Origin of the sequence: Helicobacter sp. MIT 00-7814, assembly GCF_003364115.1 — a bacterium.
GTDB lineage: Bacteria > Campylobacterota > Campylobacteria > Campylobacterales > Helicobacteraceae > Helicobacter_F.
Genome location: NZ_NXLL01000030.1, coordinates 1 through 21,665, shown reverse-complemented (window position 1 = coordinate 21,665; position 21,665 = coordinate 1). Strand labels below are relative to the sequence as shown.

Here is a 21,665-nt window from a genome sequence, read left to right as displayed (position 1 = left end):
CCTTATCCCCCTGCACCCCCAAACCCCTGACAACGCAAAAATTTGCTTTGCAAATTTTTAGGGATTTTGCTAACGCAAAATCTCGGTTTGCGTTTGCAACGCTTTATTTGATTTGGCAAAATCTTAGCTTTGGGAATCTAGGGAGTTGATTAAATTTAAGACTTTATAAATTTCTTTTCTGATAAAATCCGCAAATTTATGTCAAAAAGGAGCTTTGCAATGAAACATATTCTATTTGGCGCCCTTGTGGCTTTGTCCTTGCTTGCTTGTAATAAAGAGCAAGAAAACACACAAGCAGAAAATACACAAACAAACGAACCACATTCACTAGAGAAAAAATGCAATAAAGGCGATGCCAAAGCTTGCTTTGATCTTGGTGAATTACATTATAATGCAGAAGGCGTAGAACGAGACTATACAAAAATAGCTGAGTATTACCAAAAAGCCTGCGATGGTGGAGAAGCCACAGGTTGTTATTATCTTGGACTTCTATATGCAGATGGAGAAGGCGTAAAACAAGATTATACAAGAGCAAGAGAATTTTACCAAAAAGCATGCGATAGTGGAGAAGCTAGAGGTTGCTTTAATCTTGGTGTTTTGTATGGTAATGGAGAAGGCGTAGAACAAGACTATAAAAAAGCAAGTGAGTATTTCCAAAAAGCCTGCGATGGAGGATATACTGGAGGTTGTAGTTATCTTGGGGAATTATATTACGATGGAAAAGGTGTAAGGCAAAGCTATGCAAAAACAGCTGAATATTTGCAAAAAGCTTGTGATGGTGGAGATGCCACAGGTTGTGGTTATCTTGGGTTTTTGTATCAAGATGGAAAGGGTGTAAAACAGGATACACAAAAAGCGATCGAATATTTGCAAAAAGCTTGTGATGGTGGAGAAGCTGTAGATTGTTCTAATATTGGGCTTTTATATAAAAATGGAAAAGGTGTAAGGCAAGATTATGTAAAAGCAAAAGAATACTACCAAAAAGGCTGCGATGGTGGAGATGCTAGAGGTTGTGTTTTTCTTGGGTTTTCATATCAAGATGGAAAGGGTGTAAGACAAGATTACGCGCAAGCAAAGGAGTATTTTGGTAAAGCGTGTGATTTGGGATACCAAAATGGCTGTGAAGCATACAAAGAACTTAACAAACAAGGATTTTAATAAGTAGCCTGCGTGTTTATAAAAGCAGATTCTGCTAATTTACTATAAAATTTATTTTAGATTCTCATTTTGTTGGTATTTTGCGTGGGATTCCGTACTTAGTCAAAAAGCACAGAATCTACCTTGCACTCGCTAATGCGCGAAACCTTACCTTTCAAATATCCACACAGCTTAGAATCTACCCGCACTTCCAAACTTTCCCCACTTGGCGGGATAAGCAAAGCGGAATTTTCACTCAAATCAAGGCTATAAGATTGCGCTAAAATCGCCACTGCACCGCTTCCACACGCTAGCGTCACATCTTCCACACCACGCTCAAAAGTCGCATACGCGATTTTCCCCCGCGCAAGCACGCAGGCGACATTGACATTTGCATTATATTTCTCGCGCAGTTGTTTTAAGCGCGCGAGATTTTCCCCCGCAGGCAAGGGTAAAAGCGCTGGATCTTCACAAAAGCACACCAAATGCGGCACACCGCTATCAAGCAAAAACCACTGATTCCCCCAAATGCTCTCTTCTTGCACTTCATCTAAAAACTTGCATTCCCCAAGCGCAGATTCCACAAGGAGCGGATTTGTCGGATCTATGGTAATGCCAATAATCCCAGCTTGTGATAAAAAGCTGTGATTAAGCCCAGCAATGCCCTGCGCATAGGCAAAGCTTCCCACACATCTGCTTGCATTTCCACACATTGCGGCCTTTGAGCCATCAGCATTGTAGAAATCCCACTTATACGCGGGCTTTTTGGAATCTAATTTTTGAGAATCTAAAAGCGCTTCAGGCGCAAAGTCTTTCAAATCGCTAGAAACTACTGGCAATACCGCCACAAATCCATCTGCGCCAATTCCGCTATGACGCGCGCAAAGTATTTTTGCAATTTGTGAAAAGTCCTTTATTCCCTCATTTTGTGCGCCAAAACCCTTGCCTGCAACGCCTGTAAAAGCATTGTAGAGCAAAAAGTCATTTCCATTTGCGCAGTATTTTGTCACTTCCAAATTCATTGATTTTTCCTTAAAGATTTTTATTCCTCTTGCGCACGGATAATGAGGCTTTTTGGCAAATCAAATTCCTTGATAAGCGCCTCTTCTTGCGCGCGTTGCTCGCCATTATCCACCTCGTGATCAAAGCCAAAAATATGCAACAAACCATGTATAAAAAGCAGTTTGACTTCAGATTCCGTGCTGTGCCCGAGTTTGTGTGCCACTTCTTTTGCAAGATCCATGTTAATCACCACGCTACCCAAAGTCTGCGGGGCTTGCGAGTGCAAATTTACTTCAAGTGGGAAACTTAGCACATCTGTGGGCGTATCCTTGCCTCTGTGCGTGCGGTTTAGCTCTTTGCTCGCTTTAGAATCCACAAGCAAAAGCTCCAAGCGCAGTTCCCCATTTGCCTGTGCGCAAAACCGCGCTAGCATTGTTTCATAAATCTGCTCTAAACTTTTGGAATCTATCTTTTCCTTGCTTAGATTTTCAATCTCTAGCATCACGCCTCCTAGCCTTGCAAACATAAAAAGCGCAAATTATAGCCTTTTAATAATAAAAATACCCAAATAAAGGCGCATAGATTCTTAAGCTACAAAAAAGCAATGAGAGAATCTGCAAGCCTTGTCAAATAAAAATGGTAAAATACGCGCGCGAATATGGTGTTTTACAAAGCTGAAAAAAGGAATAAGCGTGTTTTATACAGCGATAAATATAGTGCATCTTTTAAGCGCGTGCGTGGTGATAGGCTACCTTGTGTATGATATTGCGATTTTTTCGTTTTTCAAAAAAAAGCGCAGTGCAGAGGAATTTACCAAATTAAAGCGCGAGATTCTCAAACCCAGCGCGATAGTTTTGGGTTGTAGCTTTTTGACTTTGCTTATAAGTGGGGCGATTTTGGGCAGCTTTCATTTAGGTGGGGGAAGTGGCTATTTTGTGAGCTTTTTTCAAAAGATTTTATGGGTAAAAATCGCTGTGATTCTCTCGCTCTTTGTGTTTGCGGGCATTTCGTTTTTTTATATGTTTGCGCTTAAAAAGCCCGATCCCTTAAGGAAATGCTACCATCACATTGCGCTTTTTATCTGCCTCATCGCACTTGTTTTAGCAAAGTTACTTTATCTATGAGCGCGCGTAATATCGCTATTTTTGGTGGCAGTTTTGATCCCTTTCATAACGGGCATTTTGCGCTGCTACAAAAGGTGCTTGCAAAATTTCACTTTTCGCAGCTTTTTTTGACACCAACTTTTTGCTCGCCTTTTAAAGAGGGGAGTTTTTTTAGCCCAAATGATCGACTGCAAATGTGCGCGATTGTGGCAAGGGAGCTAGGGAGCAAAAATTGTGAGATTGTCGCTTGTGATTTTGAAGTGGCGCAAAAAAGGGTGGTGTATAGCATCGAGCTTGTGGAATATGTAAAGAATATTGCAGAATCCACAGAATCTAAAAAGCCAAAAAATGTCGAGTATGCGCGCGCAACGCAGTGGAGCGGAGGCGAAGCGGAATTCACTTCCGCGAAGGTGATACCAATTAATGGAATAGATCTTAAGGAGTTTAAATTTTTTTTTATTCTAGGGCTTGATAGCTTTGCCTCGCTTCATCGGTGGCATAAGTTCGAAAAGCTTTGCGCGGAAGTGGAGTTTATCGTGTGTGATAGAGCAGATTCTCAAAATTTCCAAACAACATTGCAGAATCTAGAGAATCCTAGCAATCAAAAAGACGCCGAATATGAACGCGAGCGCAAGCGAGGCGGAGGCGAAGCGGAATTTACTTCCGCGAAGACGATACAATTTAAAGGAATAGATTCTAAAAATCCCCAAACAGCGTTAAAGAATCTTACATCCTCATCAATAAAAAATGGTGCAATATGTGCGCGCAACGCAGTGGAGCGGAGGCGAAGTGCGATTCACTCGCACGAGACGATACAATTTAAAGGAATAGATTCTCAAAATTTCCAAACAACATTACAGAATCTACAGCAAGCGCAAATCCCATTTACTACGCTTTGTGCGCGTTTGCAGATTCCGCATTTGCGTGCGCATTTTTTGGAATTTGATTCTCATCTAAGCTCGACGCAATTACGCGCAGAATTGCAAAAAAGCCTAGAATCTCACCAGCTAGATTCTGTCCTTAAGCAGATTCCTAGCTGTTTGCATAGCTTTGTGAAAGAGATTTTGCTAAGGAAAGAATTTGCAAAATAGGCTATAATGGCGCGCTTAAAAAACAAATAAGGAGCATTTTTGGCAGATACACAGCAGATTTTAGAGGATATAACGCGACTTTTGGAGGATAAAAAGGGCGAGGATATTCAAGTCATCGATGTGAGGGAAAAGGAATATTTGGTGGATTTTGTGGTGATTGCTACAGCGATGGCGGGCAAGCATTCTTTTGCGTTGCTTGATTTTTTGAAAAGCGAGCTAAAGCCAAAAGGCGTGGAGTTCTACGCCACTGATGAAGAGAGTGAAGATTGGCTTATCGCGGATTTGGGCTTTGTGATGGTGCATATTTTCACACAAAATCATCGCAATAAATTTAATTTAGAGGAATTTTTACAAAGTTTGCCAAAAAAGGTATAAGCGCGTTTTGCGCTAAAAAATTCAAGGTTAAAGAATCTTAAATCCAAACTTGGCTAGAATCTAGCCCTTAAAAATTATTCAAAACTCTATACAAAGGCGTTTCTTGGCAAATCAGGCACAAAAGATTTTCTCACAAAAACTTATGCCATTTTTGCGCGTGTTGCTTGGCTCAAAAGATTTGACGGTGGTTGTTTTTATCGGACTTATCTTAGCCATCATCATCGTGCCACTGCCTAGTAGCGTGCTTGATATTTTGCTAAGTATTTCAATTGCGCTTTCCGTCCTTATCATTTTGATGGCACTCTACATTGACAAGCCTACCGAGTTTTCGTCATTTCCTACGATTTTGCTCATCGTCACGCTTTATCGCCTAGCGCTTAATGTCGCCACGACAAGAATGATACTTTCTGAAGGCTATAATGGTCCTGATGCGGTGAGTAGTATTATTAATGCGTTTGGGAATTTCGTTGTCGGGGGAAATTATGTCATAGGTATCATTGTTTTTACAATTTTGGTGCTTGTCAATCTTATTGTGATTACAAATGGTTCTACGCGCGTAACTGAAGTGCGTGCGAGATTTACGCTTGATGCGATGCCGGGTAAGCAAATGGCAATTGATGCGGATTTAAACGCTGGGCTTATCAAGCAAGAGGAGGCAAAGGCGCGCAGGGAGGCGTTGCAGCAAGAAGCGGATTTTTATGGCACGATGGACGGAGCGAGTAAGTTTGTCAAAGGTGATGCGATTGCTTCTATTGTCATCACGCTTGTAAATATTATTGGTGGGTTTTTGATTGGCTTTTTTCAATACAAACTTGGCGCGCAGCAAAGTGCGGAGACTTTCACAATTTTAACTATTGGCGATGGTTTGGTGGGGCAGATTCCAGCGCTTATCATCGCCACAGCTACGGGTATTATGACTACACGCGCGGCAAAAAGTAGCGGGAGCAACTTCGCAGCGGATATTGTAAGTCAGATTACAAGTAATGGCAAGATTTTGCTTATTGTTGGTTTTATTTTGTGCTTATTTGCGCTTGTGCCGGGCTTGCCTGCTTCGCTTGGGGTTGTTGGGGCATTCTTTTTTATCATCGCGTGGCTTAGTAGTAGGGAAGATTCTAAAAGTTTGATTACGCTTTTTGAATCTTGGCTTAGCAAGCGCTTTAATATCACGCCACAAAGTCCAAAATCTAGCGCGCAACCACAAGCTGATGATATAGAGCGACATAAAGCTGTGCGCGAGCAAAAAAGCGAGGAACAGCTCAAAGAGGAGGAGGAAGCCACGCTCAATGAGGCGCTGAAAATTGAGGTGCTAGAAATTCAAGTCGGCTATGAGCTAATCCGCCTTGCTGATACTGCGCAACATGGGAATTTGATTGAGAGAATCCGCGGTGTGCGTAAGCAAATCGCAAGTGATTATGGATTTCTCGTCCCGCAGGTGCGTATAAAAGATAATCTTAATCTGCAATCTGATGATTATAATATTTTGCTTAAAGGCGTGGTGATTGGCGGGGGGAAAATCTATCCAAATAAGATTCTAGCGATGAATACAGGTATGGCTTATACGGATTCTGAAACTGATAAGATTCCGGGCGAAGAGACAAAAGAGCCTGTGTTTGGGTTATCTGCATTGTGGATTGAGCCACGATATAAGGATATTGCTACCGCGAGAGGTTATGTGATTGTCGAGCCTAGCGCGATTATCACCACGCATTTATCAGAATGTATCAAAGAATATGCTGAAGAATTTATCACAATCGATGAGGTAAAAACGCTCATAGGCAAAATCGCTAATATGTATCCTGCCATCGTTACAGAGGCTGAGAAAATCCCGCTAAGTATCACAAAAAAAGTATTGCAAAATCTCTTGCATGAAAAAATCCCAATTAAAGATATGCTAAGCATTTTAGAAACGCTCATTGATGTGTATCCGATTTTGCAAAATGATATAGATTCTCTCGTTGAGCAGGTGCGCGCTAGCCTCGCTCGCACGATTACAGATTTGTATATTGATCCAAATGATAAAACGCTTAAAACCATGGTGCTTTCCCCTGCAAGCGAGAGTTTCTTACTTAGCAAGTTTAAAGAGCAAGACAAGAGCTTTTTACTTAATATCCAAGAAGCCCAAGCGCTTTTTGATGCTATCAGCGCTAATGCAACGCAGCTCACAGAAAGAGGCATCGTGCCACCGGTTTTATTAGTAGATCATAGAATCCGTAAGGCAATGGCAAGGTTTGTAGAAATCCACAGCCTTAAGGTCGTCGTTTTAGGCAATGCTGAAATTGATCCTCGTGTGAAATACGAGATTCTCGCAAATATAGAAATTCAAATATAAGAAATTTTAAGGATATACAATGCAAAAAAATTTAAAGGTTTTTCATCTTTCCCACACTGATTTAGATGGCTATGTGTGCCAGTATTTAGCGCGGGAATTTTTCCATTCTATTACATTTTTTAATGCTAATTATGGGCGCGAAGTTGGCGTGCGCTTAGAATCTATTTTAGAAAAAATCACGCAAGATCCCGCCCAAAAGCTCAACGCAAAATTTAGCACAAAATTAAGTACGCAAAATCACTATCTTATCCTTATCACAGATTTAAACCTCACACTTCAAGAAGCCCAAATGCTTTCCCAAAGGGTTGAAAACCTAAAAAATGAAGGCTTTGAGATTGAGATTTGCCTGCTTGATCATCACATTAGCGGGCAGGAATGTGCAAATAAATTTGAATGGTATTTTTTGGATTCCACGCGCTGTGCTAGTCGTATCACTTGGCAGACTTTGCACCAACGCTACGCGCTTAAAGATGCTTCTAAAGAATCTTGGCTTGAAAATCTTAGCAATATGACAAACTCTGTGGATATTTGGCTAGAAGATGGCTATAAGTTTGAGTTTGGTAAAGTTGCGCTCAATGCCATTGCGCTGAGCAACGAGCTAAATCGCTTTATGTTTGATAGCGAGCATAGGGAATATAAATTTGGCATTATAGAATCTATGGAGCAGTTTTTGGGCAAGGAAAATGACGCAGTGGAGTTTGACAACGCGCTGTATGTGATAAAAAAGCGCATCCTTGGTGGCAAGCCCTATGAGCAGACGATGGATTATATCACCTCGCATGCGCAAAGCAAGCTTCTAAGCACCAAAAAGGCGCAATGCAGTCTCGAGCTTAGCGATAAGCTAGGCTTTTTAAGCTATGGTTTGGGTGGCATTAGCGTGCTGGCAAATTTATTTTTAACGCAGAATCCAGAATATGACTTTTATATGGATATCAATAATAAGGGCAATGTGAGCCTGCGCGCAAATGGGAAATGCGATGTCAGTGCGCTAAGCAAGGAGTTTTTCAATGGTGGTGGGCATAAAAATGCCGCTGGTGGGAAGCTGGACGGATTTAGAGAAAATTTTAGTTATGATGAGATTAAAAGGCAGGTTTTGGAGCGCTTTGAGCGATAAAGTAAAAAAGTCAAATCACTTTAAGCTTTTTTTTGTTAGTATCTAGCCTTTGTTAGGCTTAAGGTTTAAGCGCACAAACAGCACTTCTAAAAAGTATTTCTTTGCAACTTTTAAGAATCTAGGATTCTAAAAATCTGCAGGCAAAGAAAATACAAGCTGTCATGTTTTAATAATAAGGAATATTTGTGAGAGTAGCTATTTTGCCTATAGTGGCGGGTGTAGTGTTGGGCGTACTTGCGCCTGTGTTAGTCTATATGGGGAATCCGGGAAATATGGGAATGTGCGCGGCGTGCTTCACGCGCGATATCGCAGGAGGCATTGGCTTGCACCATGTCGCCACATTGCAATATATCCGCCCAGAAATTATTGGAATCGTGCTAGGTGCGCTCATAGCGAGCCTAATTTTTGGCGAATTTAAAGCACGCGGTGGCTCTGCGCCGATTTTGCGCTTTGGCTTTGGCGTGTTTGGAATGATTGGCGCGCTTGTGTTTTTGGGCTGTCCTTGGAGAATGATTCTGCGCCTTAGCGGTGGAGATTTAAGCGCGCTAGCAGGCTTGGGCGGGCTTGTTGTTGGGATTTTATGCGGGTTATTTTTTATTAAGCGAGGTTTTAGCCTTTCAGCTAGCACGCCGACAAATCGCATTGTGGGGCTAATATTCCCGGCATTTATGGTGCTACTTTTTGTGCTGCTACTTTTGGGTGTCTTTGGAGAATCTAGTATTATCGCCTTTTCTCAAAAAGGTCCGGGCTCAATGCATGCGCCATTATTTTTCTCGCTTATAGCCGGGCTTGTGCTAGGGGCTGTTTTGCAAAAAAGTCGCTTTTGCACCGTGGCTGCTGTGCGCAATGTCGTTTTTGCACGCGATTATGGAATCTTGCAGGGCGTTTTGGCGTTTTTTATCACCGCACTTGTGCTAAATATGGCGCTAGGCTTTTTTCATTTAGGCTTTGAAAATCAACCAATCGCACATAATGACACACTTTGGAATTTCCTTTCTATGGTGCTTTGCGGACTTTGCTTTAGTATCGGCGGAGGTTGCCCGGGAAGGCAACTCGTGCTAGCGGGCGAAGGCAATAGCGATAGTGCGATTTTTATCTTTGGATTGCTTTTTGGCGCGGCACTAGCGCATAATTTTGCCTTAGCTAGCTCACCTAATGGAATCACGGAAAACGCGCCTATCGCGGTAATTTTGGGCTTAGTTTTTTGCGTGCTTGTGGCATTGTTTGCAAAGAAAAATTAAGGAGTGAAGCTTGCAAAATATCGTGCTTATCGGCTTTATGGGAAGTGGCAAAAGTAGCCTTGGGCGCGAGATTGCAAAGCAAAGTGAGCGCTATTTTTTGGATACAGATTCTTTAATTGAATCTAGCCTCAATAAAAGTGTTGGCGAAATTTTTGCACATTTTGGCGAGGAGGAGTTCCGCAAGGAAGAAGGCGCGCTTGTGCGTTGGCTGGGTGCTAATGTGTGTAATGCGGTGATTTCCACAGGCGGGGGCATGCCGATATTTCATAATGTAAAAAATTTGGGCGTGGTGTTTTACTTAGAAGTTAGCTTTGAGGATATTTTAGCGCGTTTGAGGACAGATTCTCAACCTACCCGCCCGCTTTTTAGCGATGAAAAAAAAGCGCGAGAACTCTACACCTCACGCCTTGCGCGCTACAAAGAGCAAGCGCATTTCACCCTTGATGCGACAAAGCCACTTGAGATTTTGACAAAAGAGATTCTAAGCGCTATTTCTTAAAGATCTAGTGCTTTGTTGCAAAAAACGCGTGATTTTTGAGATGCTCATCTGTGTTGCCAAATAGCGCATAAACACCATGCCCTAAACAGCTTTTGCTTATTAGTAGAATCTAGCCTAAAACCCTTAGTTTTTTAAAAAATTAAAATCTTTTAAAAGCTCTTGGAGTTTATAAGCACTAAATGGTAGATATTCAGCTATGCTAAAGCCTACTATTTTAGAGCTTTTATCAAGCAGATTTAAAATTTGGGTAAGTTTTTCAAGGTTCATTTTGCCACCACCACTACCATCGCCCACTAAAGTTGGATTTGCAAAATAAGTATCGCTAAAATACTCCACACTTAACACATCTATATCAAAATGCACCAGCAAAGCATCAAATTTATCTATAAATTTTTTTAACTCATCATCGCTTACAAACTCTTTATCTTGCACCTTATATGACACGCCTTTTTTATCTAAAAATTCTTTTTGATAACTATGAAGTTCTTGCAAGCCTATATATAAAAGTTCATCAGCCTTAAAAGGCTTGTTTTTAAGTAAGGTTAAAAGCTCCTCATCGCCTTCTCCTAAAAGTGTGCCAAGCACGAAAGCATGAGCATTTGGATAATTATCCTTTGGCGAGCTAACATCAGGGTGTGCATCAATCCAAACGATTCCAATATTAGGATATAAGGCATGCAAATAATCAAAACTTGCTAAAGATACATAGCAAGTCCCGCCTATGGTAATGACTTTTTCAGGCTCATAGCGCGCTAATATAGCTTGAGCTTTTTTGGTATTTTGCACTACTTCATTTCTTGCAAATATGCCATTTTCTATCTTAAATTCAGCCTTGCTTGGTGGAGTAATAGGCACTTCAAAACTTGGCTGATTGCTATTTTGAGGCAAAATTTGAGTAAGGAGTTTAGCTCCTAGATAATATTCTTTTAAACCGCCACTAAGATAATCTGGATATACAAGTCTTAAGCTTTTCATTATCCCTATCCTTTTAAAAGTTTGTGTAATTTTAGTTGTAAAAAGATAATGATTTTTTGCGCGCAGCCATAGCTGATTTTCTCGCTCTAGCACACAAAGCGCGCCGACTAGATTCTCGCTTGCAAGCACCGCGTATTTTGTGAGCGAAGCGTATTATCTTGAGATTCTGCGCCAGCCTTTTATAGTCATGCGCGCTTTTATAGCTCCTGCCTTTACAACCCCACACTTCTTGCCGCATCGCTATTTGGTGGGTAGCGGTCGCCAAAAATTGGGATATTTTTAAGCTCACTTGCAATTTGACTTAGCTCTGCCTTGCTAAAGCTTATTTTTAGCGCGCCTAGATTCTCTTTCAGATGCGCTGGATTGGTTGTCTCTGGAATAGGAATAATAAAATCTTTTTGCGCTAGCAACCATGCAAGGGCGATTTGAGCGATAGTCGCGTTTTTTTCTTTTGCAATATTTGCAATAAATTTTACAATTGCCTGATTTTTTGCTAGATTTTCTTTGGTGTAGCGCGGGAAATTTGCGCGCATATCTAATGTCTTGTGAAAAGTGGTATTTTCGTTCATCTTACCTGTCAAAAGCCCCCTATCAAGCGGGCTATACGCCACAAAAGCAATGCCTAGATTCTCGCAAGTTTTTAGAATCTCATTGCTCTCAACCTCGCGAAAACTCATCGCATAATGGCTCTGCAGCGCATTTACAGGCGTTACGGAATGCGCCTTTTTTATGCTTTGCGCGCCCGCTTCACTTAGCCCAAAAGCCCGCACCTTGCCCGCTTTTATCAGCTCGCCAATGGTGCTTGCCACCTCTTGCATTTGAATATCAGTATCCACGCGATGCCGCGTGTAAATATCGACATAGTCGGTATTTAACCGCTTCAAACTCGCATCAAGTGCGCGCAAAATCGCCTTTTTACTAGAATCTTGCATTTGCTTACCAAATGGATAATAAAGTCCAAATTTTGTGCCAATTTTTACCTTAGTTCTGTAAGGCTTCAGTGCTTCAGCTAGCAATTCTTCATTGCCAATATAGGCTTCTGCGCTGTCAAAATAGGTGATTCCAAGCTCGATTGCCTCATGGATTAGGCGAATCATTGCCCTTTTATCGCGTGGCTCGCCATGTCCGTGTGTCATTCCCATGCAACCAAGCCCTAGCGCGCTTATGGTAAAATCCCCAACCTTGCGCTGTGGAAGCGTGGCTGGGCTAATGTTTTTTGCGCCTTTTTGTGCGCCTTGCTGCGCGCTAGAATCTGCTGCATTTAATGTGCCTAACCCACCTACCGCGCTAAAACTTGCAATGCTAGCCGCAATCACTGCACCTGTTTTGAAAAAATCTCTGCGATTAGAATCTTTCATGTTTGTCCTTTGTTTATTTAAAAATCTTTCTCAAATGCGCTTCATAATCGCTCAAGTATTTTTCAATCTGCGGATTTTTCACAACATCATTGCAAATAAAAGTCGGTAGCGCGCTCATTGCCATAAACTCGTGCGCCTTATGTAGATGCAAATACACGCCATCTACACCCACACCACCAAAAAAGCCGTCTTTGTCCGTGAAAGCCTCAAGCGGCGCATTCCATGTAAGGCTAAACATATATTTCTTATCATGCAAAAGCCCACCGCTGCCATAGTTTTTTGTAGGATTATCACGATGCCTGCCATCACTAGTAAAAAACTTGCCAGCACCCGCTAGATAGACTTTGTCAATATATTCTTTTACAATCCATGGCTCACCCATCCACCAGCCCGGCATCTGATAAATAAGCGCGTCAGAATCTAAGATTTTTTGCACCTCCTCTTCAATATCATATCCCCTGTCAATATGCGTTTGTGCTACTTTTAGCCCAAGAGATTCTAAAGTCCTTGCTGCACGCTCTTGCAAGCTAGCACTCAATCTACCCTCTGAATTACCAAATTTTTTACTTCCATTAATAAGTAAAACACTTTTCATTACTGCTCCTTGTGAATTTTATATATTACAAGCAGAATTATAAAGCATGACACTTAGTGTCTGTCAAGAGGGAAAGTGCAAATTTATCAAAGAAATTTTTGAGAATCTAGTAAGCAAATCAATCAAAAAGTAACAAATTGTAACTAGCTTTATAAAATTAGATAAAAATATTTAATTAATAAAAATTATTGATTAGTAATTGTTGATTAAAATGTCCTCGTATTTAAATTTTAAAAGACGCTTTTGCAAAGATTCTAATTAAAAGATTCTAGCAAAGAGTGTCAAAAGTCACAAAAGGAGAAAAAATGGCAAAGAAATTAACAACAGCCACAGGCACGCCAATAGGCGATAATCAAAACTCAATGACAGCGGGTGCGCGAGGAGCAGTGCTTTTGCAAGATACTTGGTTACTTGAAAAGCTAGCGCATTTTGATAGGGAGAGAATCCCCGAGCGTGTCGTGCATGCAAAGGGAAGCGCGGCGTATGGCGAGCTTACTATCACAAATGATATTAGCAAATATTCCAAAGCGGCGGTGTTTAGCAAGGTTGGCAAGAAAACAAAGGCGTTTTTGCGCTTTTCAACCGTTGCAGGCGAGCGCGGAGCGGCTGATGCCGAGCGCGATGTGAGAGGATTTGCGCTCAAATTCTACACTGATGAGGGAAATTGGGATATTGTGGGCAACAATACGCCTGTATTTTTCATCAAAGACGCGCTGAAATTCCCGGATTTTATCCACACACAAAAGCGCGACCCAAAGACGAATTTACGCAGTGCTACGGCGGCGTGGGACTTTTGGAGCTTGCATCCAGAATCTTTGCATCAAGTAACAATTTTGATGAGTGATAGAGGGATTCCGCGAAGTTACCGCGAAATGCACGGCTTTGGAAGCCATACTTATAGCTTTATCAACGCAAAAAACGAGCGTTTTTGGGTGAAGTTTCACTTCAAATCCATGCAAGGAATCCACAATTTGACAAACAAAGAAGCTGCTGAAATCATCGCTAATGATAGAGAATCTCACCAGCGCGATTTGTTTGAAAATATCGAAAAAGGCAACTTTCCAAAATGGCGATTCTGCGTGCAGATAATGCCTGAAAAAGATGCAGCGAGCTATCGCTTTAATCCATTTGATTTGACAAAGGTGTGGAGCCATAAGGATTATCCGCTGATTGAAGTGGGGATTTTGGAGCTAAATAAGAATCCGCAAAATTATTTTGCCGAAGTGGAGCAAGCAGCCTTTAACCCCGCAAATATCGTGCCGGGCATTGGTTATAGCCCAGATAAAATGCTGCAAGGCAGGCTGTTTGCCTATGGCGATACGCAACGCTATCGACTTGGTATCAACCACGCGCAATTGCCTGTAAATGCGCCTCTTGCGCCGAGTGCGAACACACATCGCGATGGCTTTATGCAGCAAGGTAGCTTTGGAGCGGAGCGCAACTATAATCCGAGCATTTTTGATGACTATAGCGAGGATACAAATGCGATTGAACCACCGCTAAATACGCAAGGTGGCGATGTTGCTATGCGCTATAATCACCGAGATTCTGAAGATAGCTATTATGTGCAGGCGGGCGATTTGTATCGTTTGATGAATGATGCGCAAAAAGAGGCACTCTGTCAGAACATTAAAGACGCGATGGAAGGCGTGCCGGTGGAAATTAAAAAGCGACAAATCGAGCATTTTAAGAAAGCCGACCCAGCCTATGGCAAGCGCGTAGAAGAGCTTGTGTTATAACAAGTAAAATAAATGCAGTGTGCGGCACGCACCTTCTAGCGTTGTCGGGGTTTGGGGGATTGCAAAGGGGGATAAGGGGGTGAGCTTGCTAATTTAAGCCCCCTTGTCCCCCTTGCAAAAAACAAAACATAGAGAATCTAAGTGGTGTTAAGCCAAACAAAAAGATTCTGAAAAATAGAATCTGCAATAAATTTTTGGGATTATGCGGTGGCGGGATACTTTGTTGAAAAAGTTCATGTTCCACTCCTCCCCGCCACTGCATAGTCCCAAAACTCACTTTTACTTTTTAATAAACTTTTTTCAATTTTTCCTTATAATCACGCTTGTAATTTTTAAATCCCAAAGGAAGTGTCAAATGAAGCAAATTAAGCTTAGAATTGTTGATTGGTGGTTGCCAGATACGAAAGAGGTTTTTAAAAAGAATTTTTTTGTCAAGTTTTTACGCGAAATGGGCTATGAAGTGGTATATAGCGATGAGCCAGAATATATTTTGTATTCTGTGTTTGGTGAGGAATATACGAAATATGACTGTGTGCGGATTTTTTATAGTGGGGAAAATACAAGAGCAAATTTTGCAGATGCGGATTATGCGATAGATTTTGATTTTTTAGAATATTTTGACAGGCATTTGCGCTTGCCATTAGCATTTTGGGAACATAAAAAAGATGCAGAGCTTGCGCAGAAAAAGCATATTTGGGCTAGTGAAGAATCTGCAAAAAGAGAGAAATTTTGTGCCTTTATGGTAACTAATCCTGCGACTGAGACTTCTCCTAGAGGTGCTTTTTTTGAAAAATTAAGTGTGTATAAAAAAGTAGATTCTGGAGGAAATTGGCGCAATAATATCGGCGGTCCTATTGGTGATCGCTATGGTGATTATGCAACAAGCAAGAGAGAATGGCTAAAAGGCTATAAATTTAATCTTTGCTTTGAAAACTCAAGCTATCCTGGATATATGACAGAAAAGCTCATTCAAGCTTTTAGTGCTGGGTGTATTCCGATTTATTGGGGCGATACAAGTTTGAGATGCGGGCTAGATTCTAGCTTGCAAAAAGATACACTGCCCCCCCCCCTTAATGCAAATTTAAAAGATTTTTATTGTTCAAATCAATCTACCCAAAGCATTCAGAATCCTGATAGCAAGGCTTCTTGTCCTATTAATCAAGTTTTACCGCAAATCTCACTAAATTTGCTTGAGTATAAAATCAATCCAAAAGCCTATATTAACGCGCATAATTTCCCCACTTGGGAAGCGCTAGTTGATGAAATTAAGCGTATTGACAATGATGAAAGGGCATATTTAGCGATGCTAAAAGAGCCGATGTTTTTGGATAATTTCAATGCGGTAGAGTTTTATCAAAAACGCTTAGAGGAATTTTTTCATCATATTTTTTCGCAACCTTATGAGCAGGCGTTTCGCAGAGGTGTGGGCGTGTGTGGGGCGAGAAAACAAATTGATGTATTTAAAACACAAATAGGAAATGCTGTTGTAAGCAAGGCAGCGAAACTTCCTAAATGGCTAAAAAAGCTAGCAAAGAAAATTTTAAAAATTTCTCCGCGCTTTAGAAAGTATCTTTAAATTTCTTTCGAATTGTTTTAAAAAATGGGGCACTTGGTTTCTATAAGAATCTGACGCCCCCATTTCAGTTTAGAATTTCTTCTTATTGACATCGCTCAATATTTCAGTAGCGATTTTGGCGACTTCTTGCGTGATGGTGTTTGTGTCGTTGGCAACATTGACATTGTCCTGTGTGAGGGATTCTAGCTGGGTTATGGCTTCGTTGATTTGAGCTATCCCGCTGGTTTGCTCGCGGATAGATTCACTCATTTCGTTAATCCCTTGCACAAGGACATTTACATTTGCTTCGATTTCGCTTAGGCTTTTCCCTGTGCGTTCAGCTAGCTTTCTCACCTCATCAGCCACCACCGCAAAGCCCCTGCCATGCTCGCCTGCGCGCGCTGCTTCGATAGCGGCATTAAGTGCTAGCAAGTTTGTTTGATCCGCGATATCTTTTATCACGCCAACGATATTTTTTATATCTTCAGCTTGATGGGTTACCTCATCTGTGTGATTGCTGACATTTTGCATAGAGCTTGAGATTTGCTCTATCGCGCTTGCACTTTCTTCTAGTGAGCTAGCCTGCGATGAGCTTCCATCAAAAAGCTTGCTCATAGAATCTTTGAGATTTTGCGTCTGCGTAGTGAGTGCTTTAGCATAAGATTCTGATGCGCTTAGAATCTGGCAAATTTCCTTGCCTAGGATATTTGTCATACTTTCGACATTTCCTTTTGCATCTGGCACTTGCTTGGTAAAATCTAGCGTTTTGTAGGATTCAAACACATCGTGTATCGCATTCATATCCGCGCCTATGCGTTGTTGCAAGACATCTAGCATATTATTAAGCACATCTTTGAGCGCTTTTAGCTGTGGGTTGCTCGGATTTTGCGTAATGCGCGCGGTGAGATTGCCACTTTCGACTTTTTTTGCAGTTTGCGCGCTTTGCTCGATTGCGACTTTGTCTTGCTCGAGGTTTTGTTGCACGATTTGGATATTATGATTTATTTCTAAAGTCGCGCGCCCTAGCTCATCTTCTGCCTTTGGAGCTACAAGGTGCGGTGGCGTGTCGCGCTTATGGTTGAGATAGTCAAAAAAGCCAAAAAGCAAATGACTCATATTGTTGATACGCGCCACGATTTGTGATTTGATAAAGAAAAACATTACCAAGCACACGATTACTACCATTATTGCATTTGAGGCTATCATTAGCGCGCGCAAGCTCATAACCGGCGCCAATACAGAATCAAGAGGCGCTGAGACAATAAGCGTCCATGTCGCCAAACCATTGCCAATATCGACATTTGCCACCGCTGCGCGACTGGTTTCATTAAGCGAGTTGGTGTAGTCAAAAATACCTTCAATTTGATTTTCAATAGCGTGTTTGAGCTCATTCATCGTAGGGCTTTGATTGACTTCGCGCAAATATTTACCCAAAAATTCCTTGCGTCCATGTACTGCGATTGTAGAATCTGTAGAATACATACCCTTAAAATCGCCTTTAAAAATCGACTTACTCGGATCTTGCAACATTGCCGTAATGCCTGATAAATCAATAAAGATTCCCACCACACCATGTGCTTTGCCGTCTTTGCCAAAAAGTGGCTGGTTTATCCCCACGCCAAAATATTCTTTCCCGCCTATTTTTTGATGCGTTGGGCGTCCTATGGTTGGCTTTCCTAAAGCTATAGCCTCTTTGACACTAGCAAAATTTGCCACCGTATCATCTGCTTGCAAGATTTCCACTCCGCCTTTTGCTTGCATATTATTATCAATGGCTAGCACCATAAATTCGCCATTTTTCAAGCGGTGCTTTGGATTGAGGATATTTGCACCACTAAAGGCAGAATCTTTTATATACACATAGCCGATTTGCCCCCATTTGGTGCTATCGAGCATATTTATGATATTAGATTCCATAGATTCTTGATCTTCAGTGCGTGCGCGCAAAAGGAAGTCGTTTAGATAAATATGTGAAATATCCACAACCACATAGATTTCATTTAAAATATTTTTGACAAGGTTTGCCTCGCGCGCCGCACCATTGACAAGAAGTTTGTTTGCCTCTTGCGTTTGGATAGAGCGTGAGTTTTGCACGACGATAAAAGTCAGCACGCTCATACAAATGATTAGCACAAGCGAAAGTGTCGCCATAATCTTTGAGCCGATACCCATTTTGCTAAAAAATTTCATATGTCCGCTCCCCCCATTTCTTTTGAAGCAAAATTTTGCTTATGTTTTGAGTGCATTGTGATTACAGCGCTAAACGCGTAAATCCTAGACTATACCACACACCACTTTTTAAAGTGCAAAAATTGAGAGATTCTCGTTTAAGATTTCGCTTTTTTGTTACAAATTGATAATTTTTAGAGTAGATGAGAGAGTGCGGGGAATGCCCCGCGTGAGAATTAAGCTAAATTACTGCTTCAAGTTTAGCAAAGTGTTAAGAATCTGATCAGATGTTGTCACTGCCTTTGAGTTTGCTTGGAATCCTCTCTGCACGACAATGAGTTGCGTTAAACTGCGGCTTAAATCCACATTACTCATCTCTAGCTTACTGCCGCTCACACCACCGCGCCTACCGGTATTTGCAGCGCCTACCATTGGCTCGCCGGAGTTTCCTGTGCGTGAAAATACATTTCCGCCTTCTGCTTGCAAACCGCTATTGTTAGCGAAGTTTGCAAGTGCGACTTGCGCGAGCGCGATTGATTTACCATTGCTAAATGCGCCCAAAAGCGAGCCATTAGAATCAAAGCGTATATCCATCAAATCGCCCGCTTGGTAGCCATTTTGGTTAATTGCGTAGGTTTCTGAGATTTTATCCACGCTAGTAAGTCCGCCAAAAGTTTGGTTTGTCCCAAATTTTAGCTCGATTCTCTGCGGATTTGAGCCATTTTTTGGATCGATTTGGATAATTGGCGGATTCATTCCGCCCAAACTTCCATCGCTATTAAATGTCGCCCTACCGCCTTCAAAAACATTTGGTCTTGTCGATGAGCCACCCACAAACTGCGCTGGTTCTGGGACTACAGCTCTAAAGCTCCATTCCGCATCGCCTGTTTTCCAAAACTCAAAGCGCAAGTTATGTTTACTTCCCAAACTATCAACGACATCAACGCTCGTGCTATGCGTTGTTTTATTGATTTTGCCTGAAGCGATTGACACGCCACCTTCGATAAATGATGAGGTGTTAAGCGCTTTCATCGTGTCTTTAAACAACACATTGCTTGTGATAAGCCCCGAAGCATGCGCACTCACATAAATATTGAGATTGCGCACTTCATCATCTTCATCATCTTTGTTTTGCATTTCAAGCATGCCATATTTATTGACGGTGACTGACACGCTGGCGGTGCTTTCATGGTATTGTTTTTCTGGATTTTTAATCATATTTGCATCATATTGCATAAGCGCGCGCAAATCTTCCGTCGTCCTAAATTGCCCTGTGGTGGAATCTGCGTCATTTGATTTTGTGTAGCGGTATCTAAAGGCTGTAATATCCTCTTCACCTTCCACAAAGTTTGCAAACGCGCCTGTGCCGCCAGCGGTGATTCTGACATTTTTGAGTTTTTCGCCACCATCAAGCTGGTTTTTGTTCTCTAAACGCAACATTCCCGCATCGACATAGGCTTCAACGCCTGTTTTATCGCGGTAAGAGTTGATGGCATTTTGTGCCGCGACAAGTGAGCTAATGCCTGTCATTGTGGAGTTGTTGCTAAAGCTGATATTTTCGCCATTTACGCCGATGGTGCTAACTTCTTGCGTGTTTTCGACTTGATTTCTAATCACTGAAGTTTTGTAGCTTACCCAGATTCCTTGATTTTCGCTTAGATTAAACGCATCGCCATCGCCATTAAATAGCACACCAAAATCCTCTGCCACCTGTGCCAAACGCCCTCTAGAATCATACACCGGCGCCGCGCCATCAGATGCTGTAATCACCGTAGAATCAAGCGTAGCGATATCTGCTACACTTTCTGTATGTCTGCCGGCATTGAGATTTGCGCGCAGAGTTACGCTTGTGGTTGAGCGCGCTGGCATCACCATGCCCGGATCGATTTGGATATTGCGCACCGGACCTGTATTATCCACTCTAAAAAAGTCAAATTCACTCATCTGCGCGGTATTTGCGCTATCTAGCGTATCGCGCACCCACCCTTGCACGACATAGCCACCTGTGGTGACGAGATTCCCATTTGCATCAAAGAGAAACTCACCATTTCTTGTGTAATTATGCGTGGTGCCACGATCTGGACTGATGATAAAAAATCCATCGCCTTCAATTGCAATATCCGTTTTTACATCTGTATTTTGCGTGTTGCCTTGCGAAAAGACTTTCGTCGTGGCATCTACACCCACACCAAGCCCGATGGAGAAGTCATTTTGCCCACCTAAGCCGTTTTTGTATGGTGAAGTCGCGATAAGCTTCACTTGGGAGAGCATATCCACAAATGACGCGCGCGAATATTTAAAGCCCACGGTATTGACATTGGCAATGTTGTTGCTCTCGACATCTAGGGCGATTTGGTGAGCTTGCATACCGCTCACACCAGACCATAATGACTTTAGCATAGTTATCCTTTTGAAGCGAATTTGATACCTAGCTAAAAAGCAAGTTTTATTCCAAAATTGAGTGTATTTGTGCGGAATTTAGTTTGGATTCTGAAAAAATAGATTTTTAAGAATGTTTGTTTTTTAAAAGGGCACAAAGTTTTACCCTTATTTTAAAAGAGATTTAAAGAAAGGCTAAAATTTAGTCTTGCAATCCCATTTGTTTTTTGAGCAAATCTAAAACAATAGGCAATTCCTTGCCAACTTCTTCTTCCATAAAATGCCAGCCACTAGGGAGCTGGATAAATTCCGCATCGATCGCCTTTGCGAGATTCTGGCTTAAATTTGTCGGCACGACTTTATCATCTTTAGCGGATAGCACCACGCGCTTTTTTATCATTTTGGCAAGTTTTGCGCCTTGCAGTGGTTCTTTGACAAAAGGATCGAGTTTGGGCAAAATGCTCAAAGGCTCATAGAATCCACCCACCAAAACCACGCCACCAAGATTTTGGTGCGCATCTAGCCCCTCGATATAGCGAAGCACGCTAATGCAACCCAAGCTATGCGCCACGATGAAGGTGTTTTCATCAATTGCGCCGATAGTCTTGCGCAATGTCGCAAGCCACGCTTTTGGCGTCGGATTAAAACTATCTGGCATATTTGGCACCTGCACGCGCACGCCTTGCTTTTCTAGCTCATTTTTTAGCCACACAAACCAATGACTTTGAGAATCCCCGCCGTAGCCATGCACGATAACCACGCGCTTTTGCGCGGTGTTTGTGGCAGTTGCGCTACTTTCCTTTGTTGCCTGCGCGCCCACACTCGCGCTAAAAAGCAAGCCAAAAATCATAAGGATTGAAAAAAGTTTTTTCATACCCGCCCCTTTTTTGTGAATATTTATCCTAAACCCGCGATTATAGCAAGAATCCAAAGGAATTTCAGTTACGCGCAAGCGTAACCCTTAAAAAGCGTTGTCGGGGGTTTGGGGGTGCAGGGGGATAAGG

Annotated in this window: 19 protein-coding genes; 10 read left to right on the top strand and 9 right to left on the bottom strand. The window is 41.9% G+C overall.

Going from position 1 to position 21,665, the window contains the following annotated elements; all coding sequences use genetic code 11:
* The first annotated feature begins 219 nt into the window (after window positions 1-219).
* Window positions 220-1,158: an SEL1-like repeat protein gene (locus tag CQA49_RS08510; protein ID WP_181882653.1), complete on the top strand. Its 939-nt coding sequence runs from the start codon at window positions 220-222 to the stop codon at window positions 1,156-1,158.
* 98 nt (window positions 1,159-1,256) lie between these two features.
* On the opposite strand, the gene dapF is transcribed toward CQA49_RS08510, so the two are convergent.
* Together dapF and ybeY are read right to left on the bottom strand one after the other, a co-directional pair.
* On the bottom strand, window positions 1,257-2,159 hold the full coding sequence (dapF, locus tag CQA49_RS08505; protein ID WP_258864280.1) for a diaminopimelate epimerase: 903 nt from the start codon (window positions 2,157-2,159) through the stop codon (window positions 1,257-1,259).
* A 20-nt stretch (window positions 2,160-2,179) separates the two neighbouring features.
* The gene (gene ybeY, locus CQA49_RS08500) at window positions 2,180-2,641 is read right to left on the bottom strand and encodes an rRNA maturation RNase YbeY (RefSeq protein WP_115575532.1); all 462 of its coding nucleotides are present in this window, start codon (window positions 2,639-2,641) and stop codon (window positions 2,180-2,182) included.
* Window positions 2,642-2,831: 190 nt separating this feature from the next.
* Between ybeY and CQA49_RS08495 the strand changes: the two genes are divergently transcribed.
* The 7 genes from CQA49_RS08495 (at window position 2,832) to CQA49_RS08465 (ending at window position 9,891) form a co-directional block, all read left to right on the top strand.
* Window positions 2,832-3,263, top strand: coding sequence for a trehalose-6-phosphate synthase (locus CQA49_RS08495; protein WP_115575531.1), 432 nt, complete (start codon window positions 2,832-2,834; stop codon window positions 3,261-3,263).
* On the top strand, window positions 3,260-4,333 hold the full coding sequence (locus CQA49_RS08490; RefSeq protein ID WP_181882652.1) for a nicotinate-nicotinamide nucleotide adenylyltransferase: 1,074 nt from the start codon (window positions 3,260-3,262) through the stop codon (window positions 4,331-4,333). The genes CQA49_RS08495 and CQA49_RS08490 overlap by 4 nt, the downstream gene beginning before the upstream one ends.
* A 39-nt stretch (window positions 4,334-4,372) precedes the next feature.
* Complete coding sequence (gene rsfS, locus CQA49_RS08485; protein ID WP_115575529.1) at window positions 4,373-4,708, top strand: ribosome silencing factor; 336 nt, start codon at window positions 4,373-4,375, stop codon at window positions 4,706-4,708.
* Between the two features lie 103 nt (window positions 4,709-4,811).
* A complete protein-coding gene (gene flhA, locus CQA49_RS08480) occupies window positions 4,812-7,037 on the top strand; it encodes a flagellar biosynthesis protein FlhA (protein WP_181882651.1) in 2,226 nt (741 codons plus the stop codon).
* A 19-nt stretch (window positions 7,038-7,056) separates the two neighbouring features.
* Window positions 7,057-8,151, top strand: a complete 1,095-nt coding sequence (locus CQA49_RS08475; RefSeq protein WP_115575528.1) for a DHH family phosphoesterase — start codon at window positions 7,057-7,059, stop codon at window positions 8,149-8,151.
* Window positions 8,152-8,330: 179 nt separating this feature from the next.
* Window positions 8,331-9,392, top strand: coding sequence for a YedE family putative selenium transporter (gene yedE / locus CQA49_RS08470; protein WP_115575527.1), 1,062 nt, complete (start codon window positions 8,331-8,333; stop codon window positions 9,390-9,392).
* Between the two features lie 10 nt (window positions 9,393-9,402).
* Complete coding sequence (locus CQA49_RS08465) at window positions 9,403-9,891, top strand: shikimate kinase (protein ID WP_115575526.1); 489 nt, start codon at window positions 9,403-9,405, stop codon at window positions 9,889-9,891.
* A 123-nt stretch (window positions 9,892-10,014) separates the two neighbouring features.
* Here CQA49_RS08465 and CQA49_RS08460 read toward each other — a convergent pair whose 3' ends face one another.
* The 3 genes from CQA49_RS08460 to CQA49_RS08450 all read right to left on the bottom strand — a co-directional run bounded on the left by CQA49_RS08460 (window position 10,015) and on the right by CQA49_RS08450 (window position 12,819).
* Window positions 10,015-10,866: an arginase family protein gene (locus tag CQA49_RS08460; RefSeq protein WP_115575534.1), complete on the bottom strand. Its 852-nt coding sequence runs from the start codon at window positions 10,864-10,866 to the stop codon at window positions 10,015-10,017.
* 212 nt (window positions 10,867-11,078) lie between these two features.
* Entirely contained in the window at window positions 11,079-12,224 is a 1,146-nt protein-coding gene (locus CQA49_RS08455; RefSeq protein WP_115575525.1) for an aldo/keto reductase, read from the bottom strand.
* Between the two features lie 13 nt (window positions 12,225-12,237).
* On the bottom strand, window positions 12,238-12,819 hold the full coding sequence (locus CQA49_RS08450; RefSeq protein ID WP_115575524.1) for an NAD(P)H-dependent oxidoreductase: 582 nt from the start codon (window positions 12,817-12,819) through the stop codon (window positions 12,238-12,240).
* 305 nt (window positions 12,820-13,124) lie between these two features.
* On the opposite strand from CQA49_RS08450, the gene CQA49_RS08445 reads away from it, so the two are divergent.
* Window positions 13,125-14,558 carry a catalase gene (locus tag CQA49_RS08445; RefSeq protein WP_115575523.1) on the top strand — a complete coding sequence of 478 codons (1,434 nt, stop codon included), beginning with the start codon at window positions 13,125-13,127 and terminating at the stop codon, window positions 14,556-14,558.
* Window positions 14,559-14,646: 88 nt separating this feature from the next.
* On the opposite strand, the gene CQA49_RS10100 is transcribed toward CQA49_RS08445, so the two are convergent.
* Entirely contained in the window at window positions 14,647-14,802 is a 156-nt protein-coding gene (locus CQA49_RS10100; RefSeq protein ID WP_181882649.1) for a hypothetical protein, read from the bottom strand.
* A gap of 111 nt (window positions 14,803-14,913) precedes the next feature.
* Here CQA49_RS10100 and CQA49_RS08440 point away from each other — a divergent pair, with 111 nt between their 5' ends.
* The gene (locus CQA49_RS08440) at window positions 14,914-16,134 is read left to right on the top strand and encodes a glycosyltransferase family 10 domain-containing protein (RefSeq protein WP_181882648.1); all 1,221 of its coding nucleotides are present in this window, start codon (window positions 14,914-14,916) and stop codon (window positions 16,132-16,134) included.
* 69 nt (window positions 16,135-16,203) lie between these two features.
* Here the strand turns inward: CQA49_RS08440 and CQA49_RS10705 are convergent, their stop codons facing one another.
* The 3 genes from CQA49_RS10705 to CQA49_RS08425 form a co-directional block, all read right to left on the bottom strand.
* Complete coding sequence (locus CQA49_RS10705; protein ID WP_408938918.1) at window positions 16,204-16,644, bottom strand: methyl-accepting chemotaxis protein; 441 nt, start codon at window positions 16,642-16,644, stop codon at window positions 16,204-16,206.
* A 1,884-nt stretch (window positions 16,645-18,528) separates the two neighbouring features.
* A complete protein-coding gene (gene flgE, locus CQA49_RS08430; RefSeq protein ID WP_115575520.1) occupies window positions 18,529-20,682 on the bottom strand; it encodes a flagellar hook protein FlgE in 2,154 nt (717 codons plus the stop codon).
* Window positions 20,683-20,863: 181 nt separating this feature from the next.
* Window positions 20,864-21,535 (bottom strand): alpha/beta hydrolase, encoded by a 672-nt coding sequence (locus CQA49_RS08425; protein ID WP_115575519.1) that lies wholly within the window; start codon window positions 21,533-21,535, stop codon window positions 20,864-20,866.
* Window positions 21,536-21,665 lie beyond the last annotated feature (130 nt).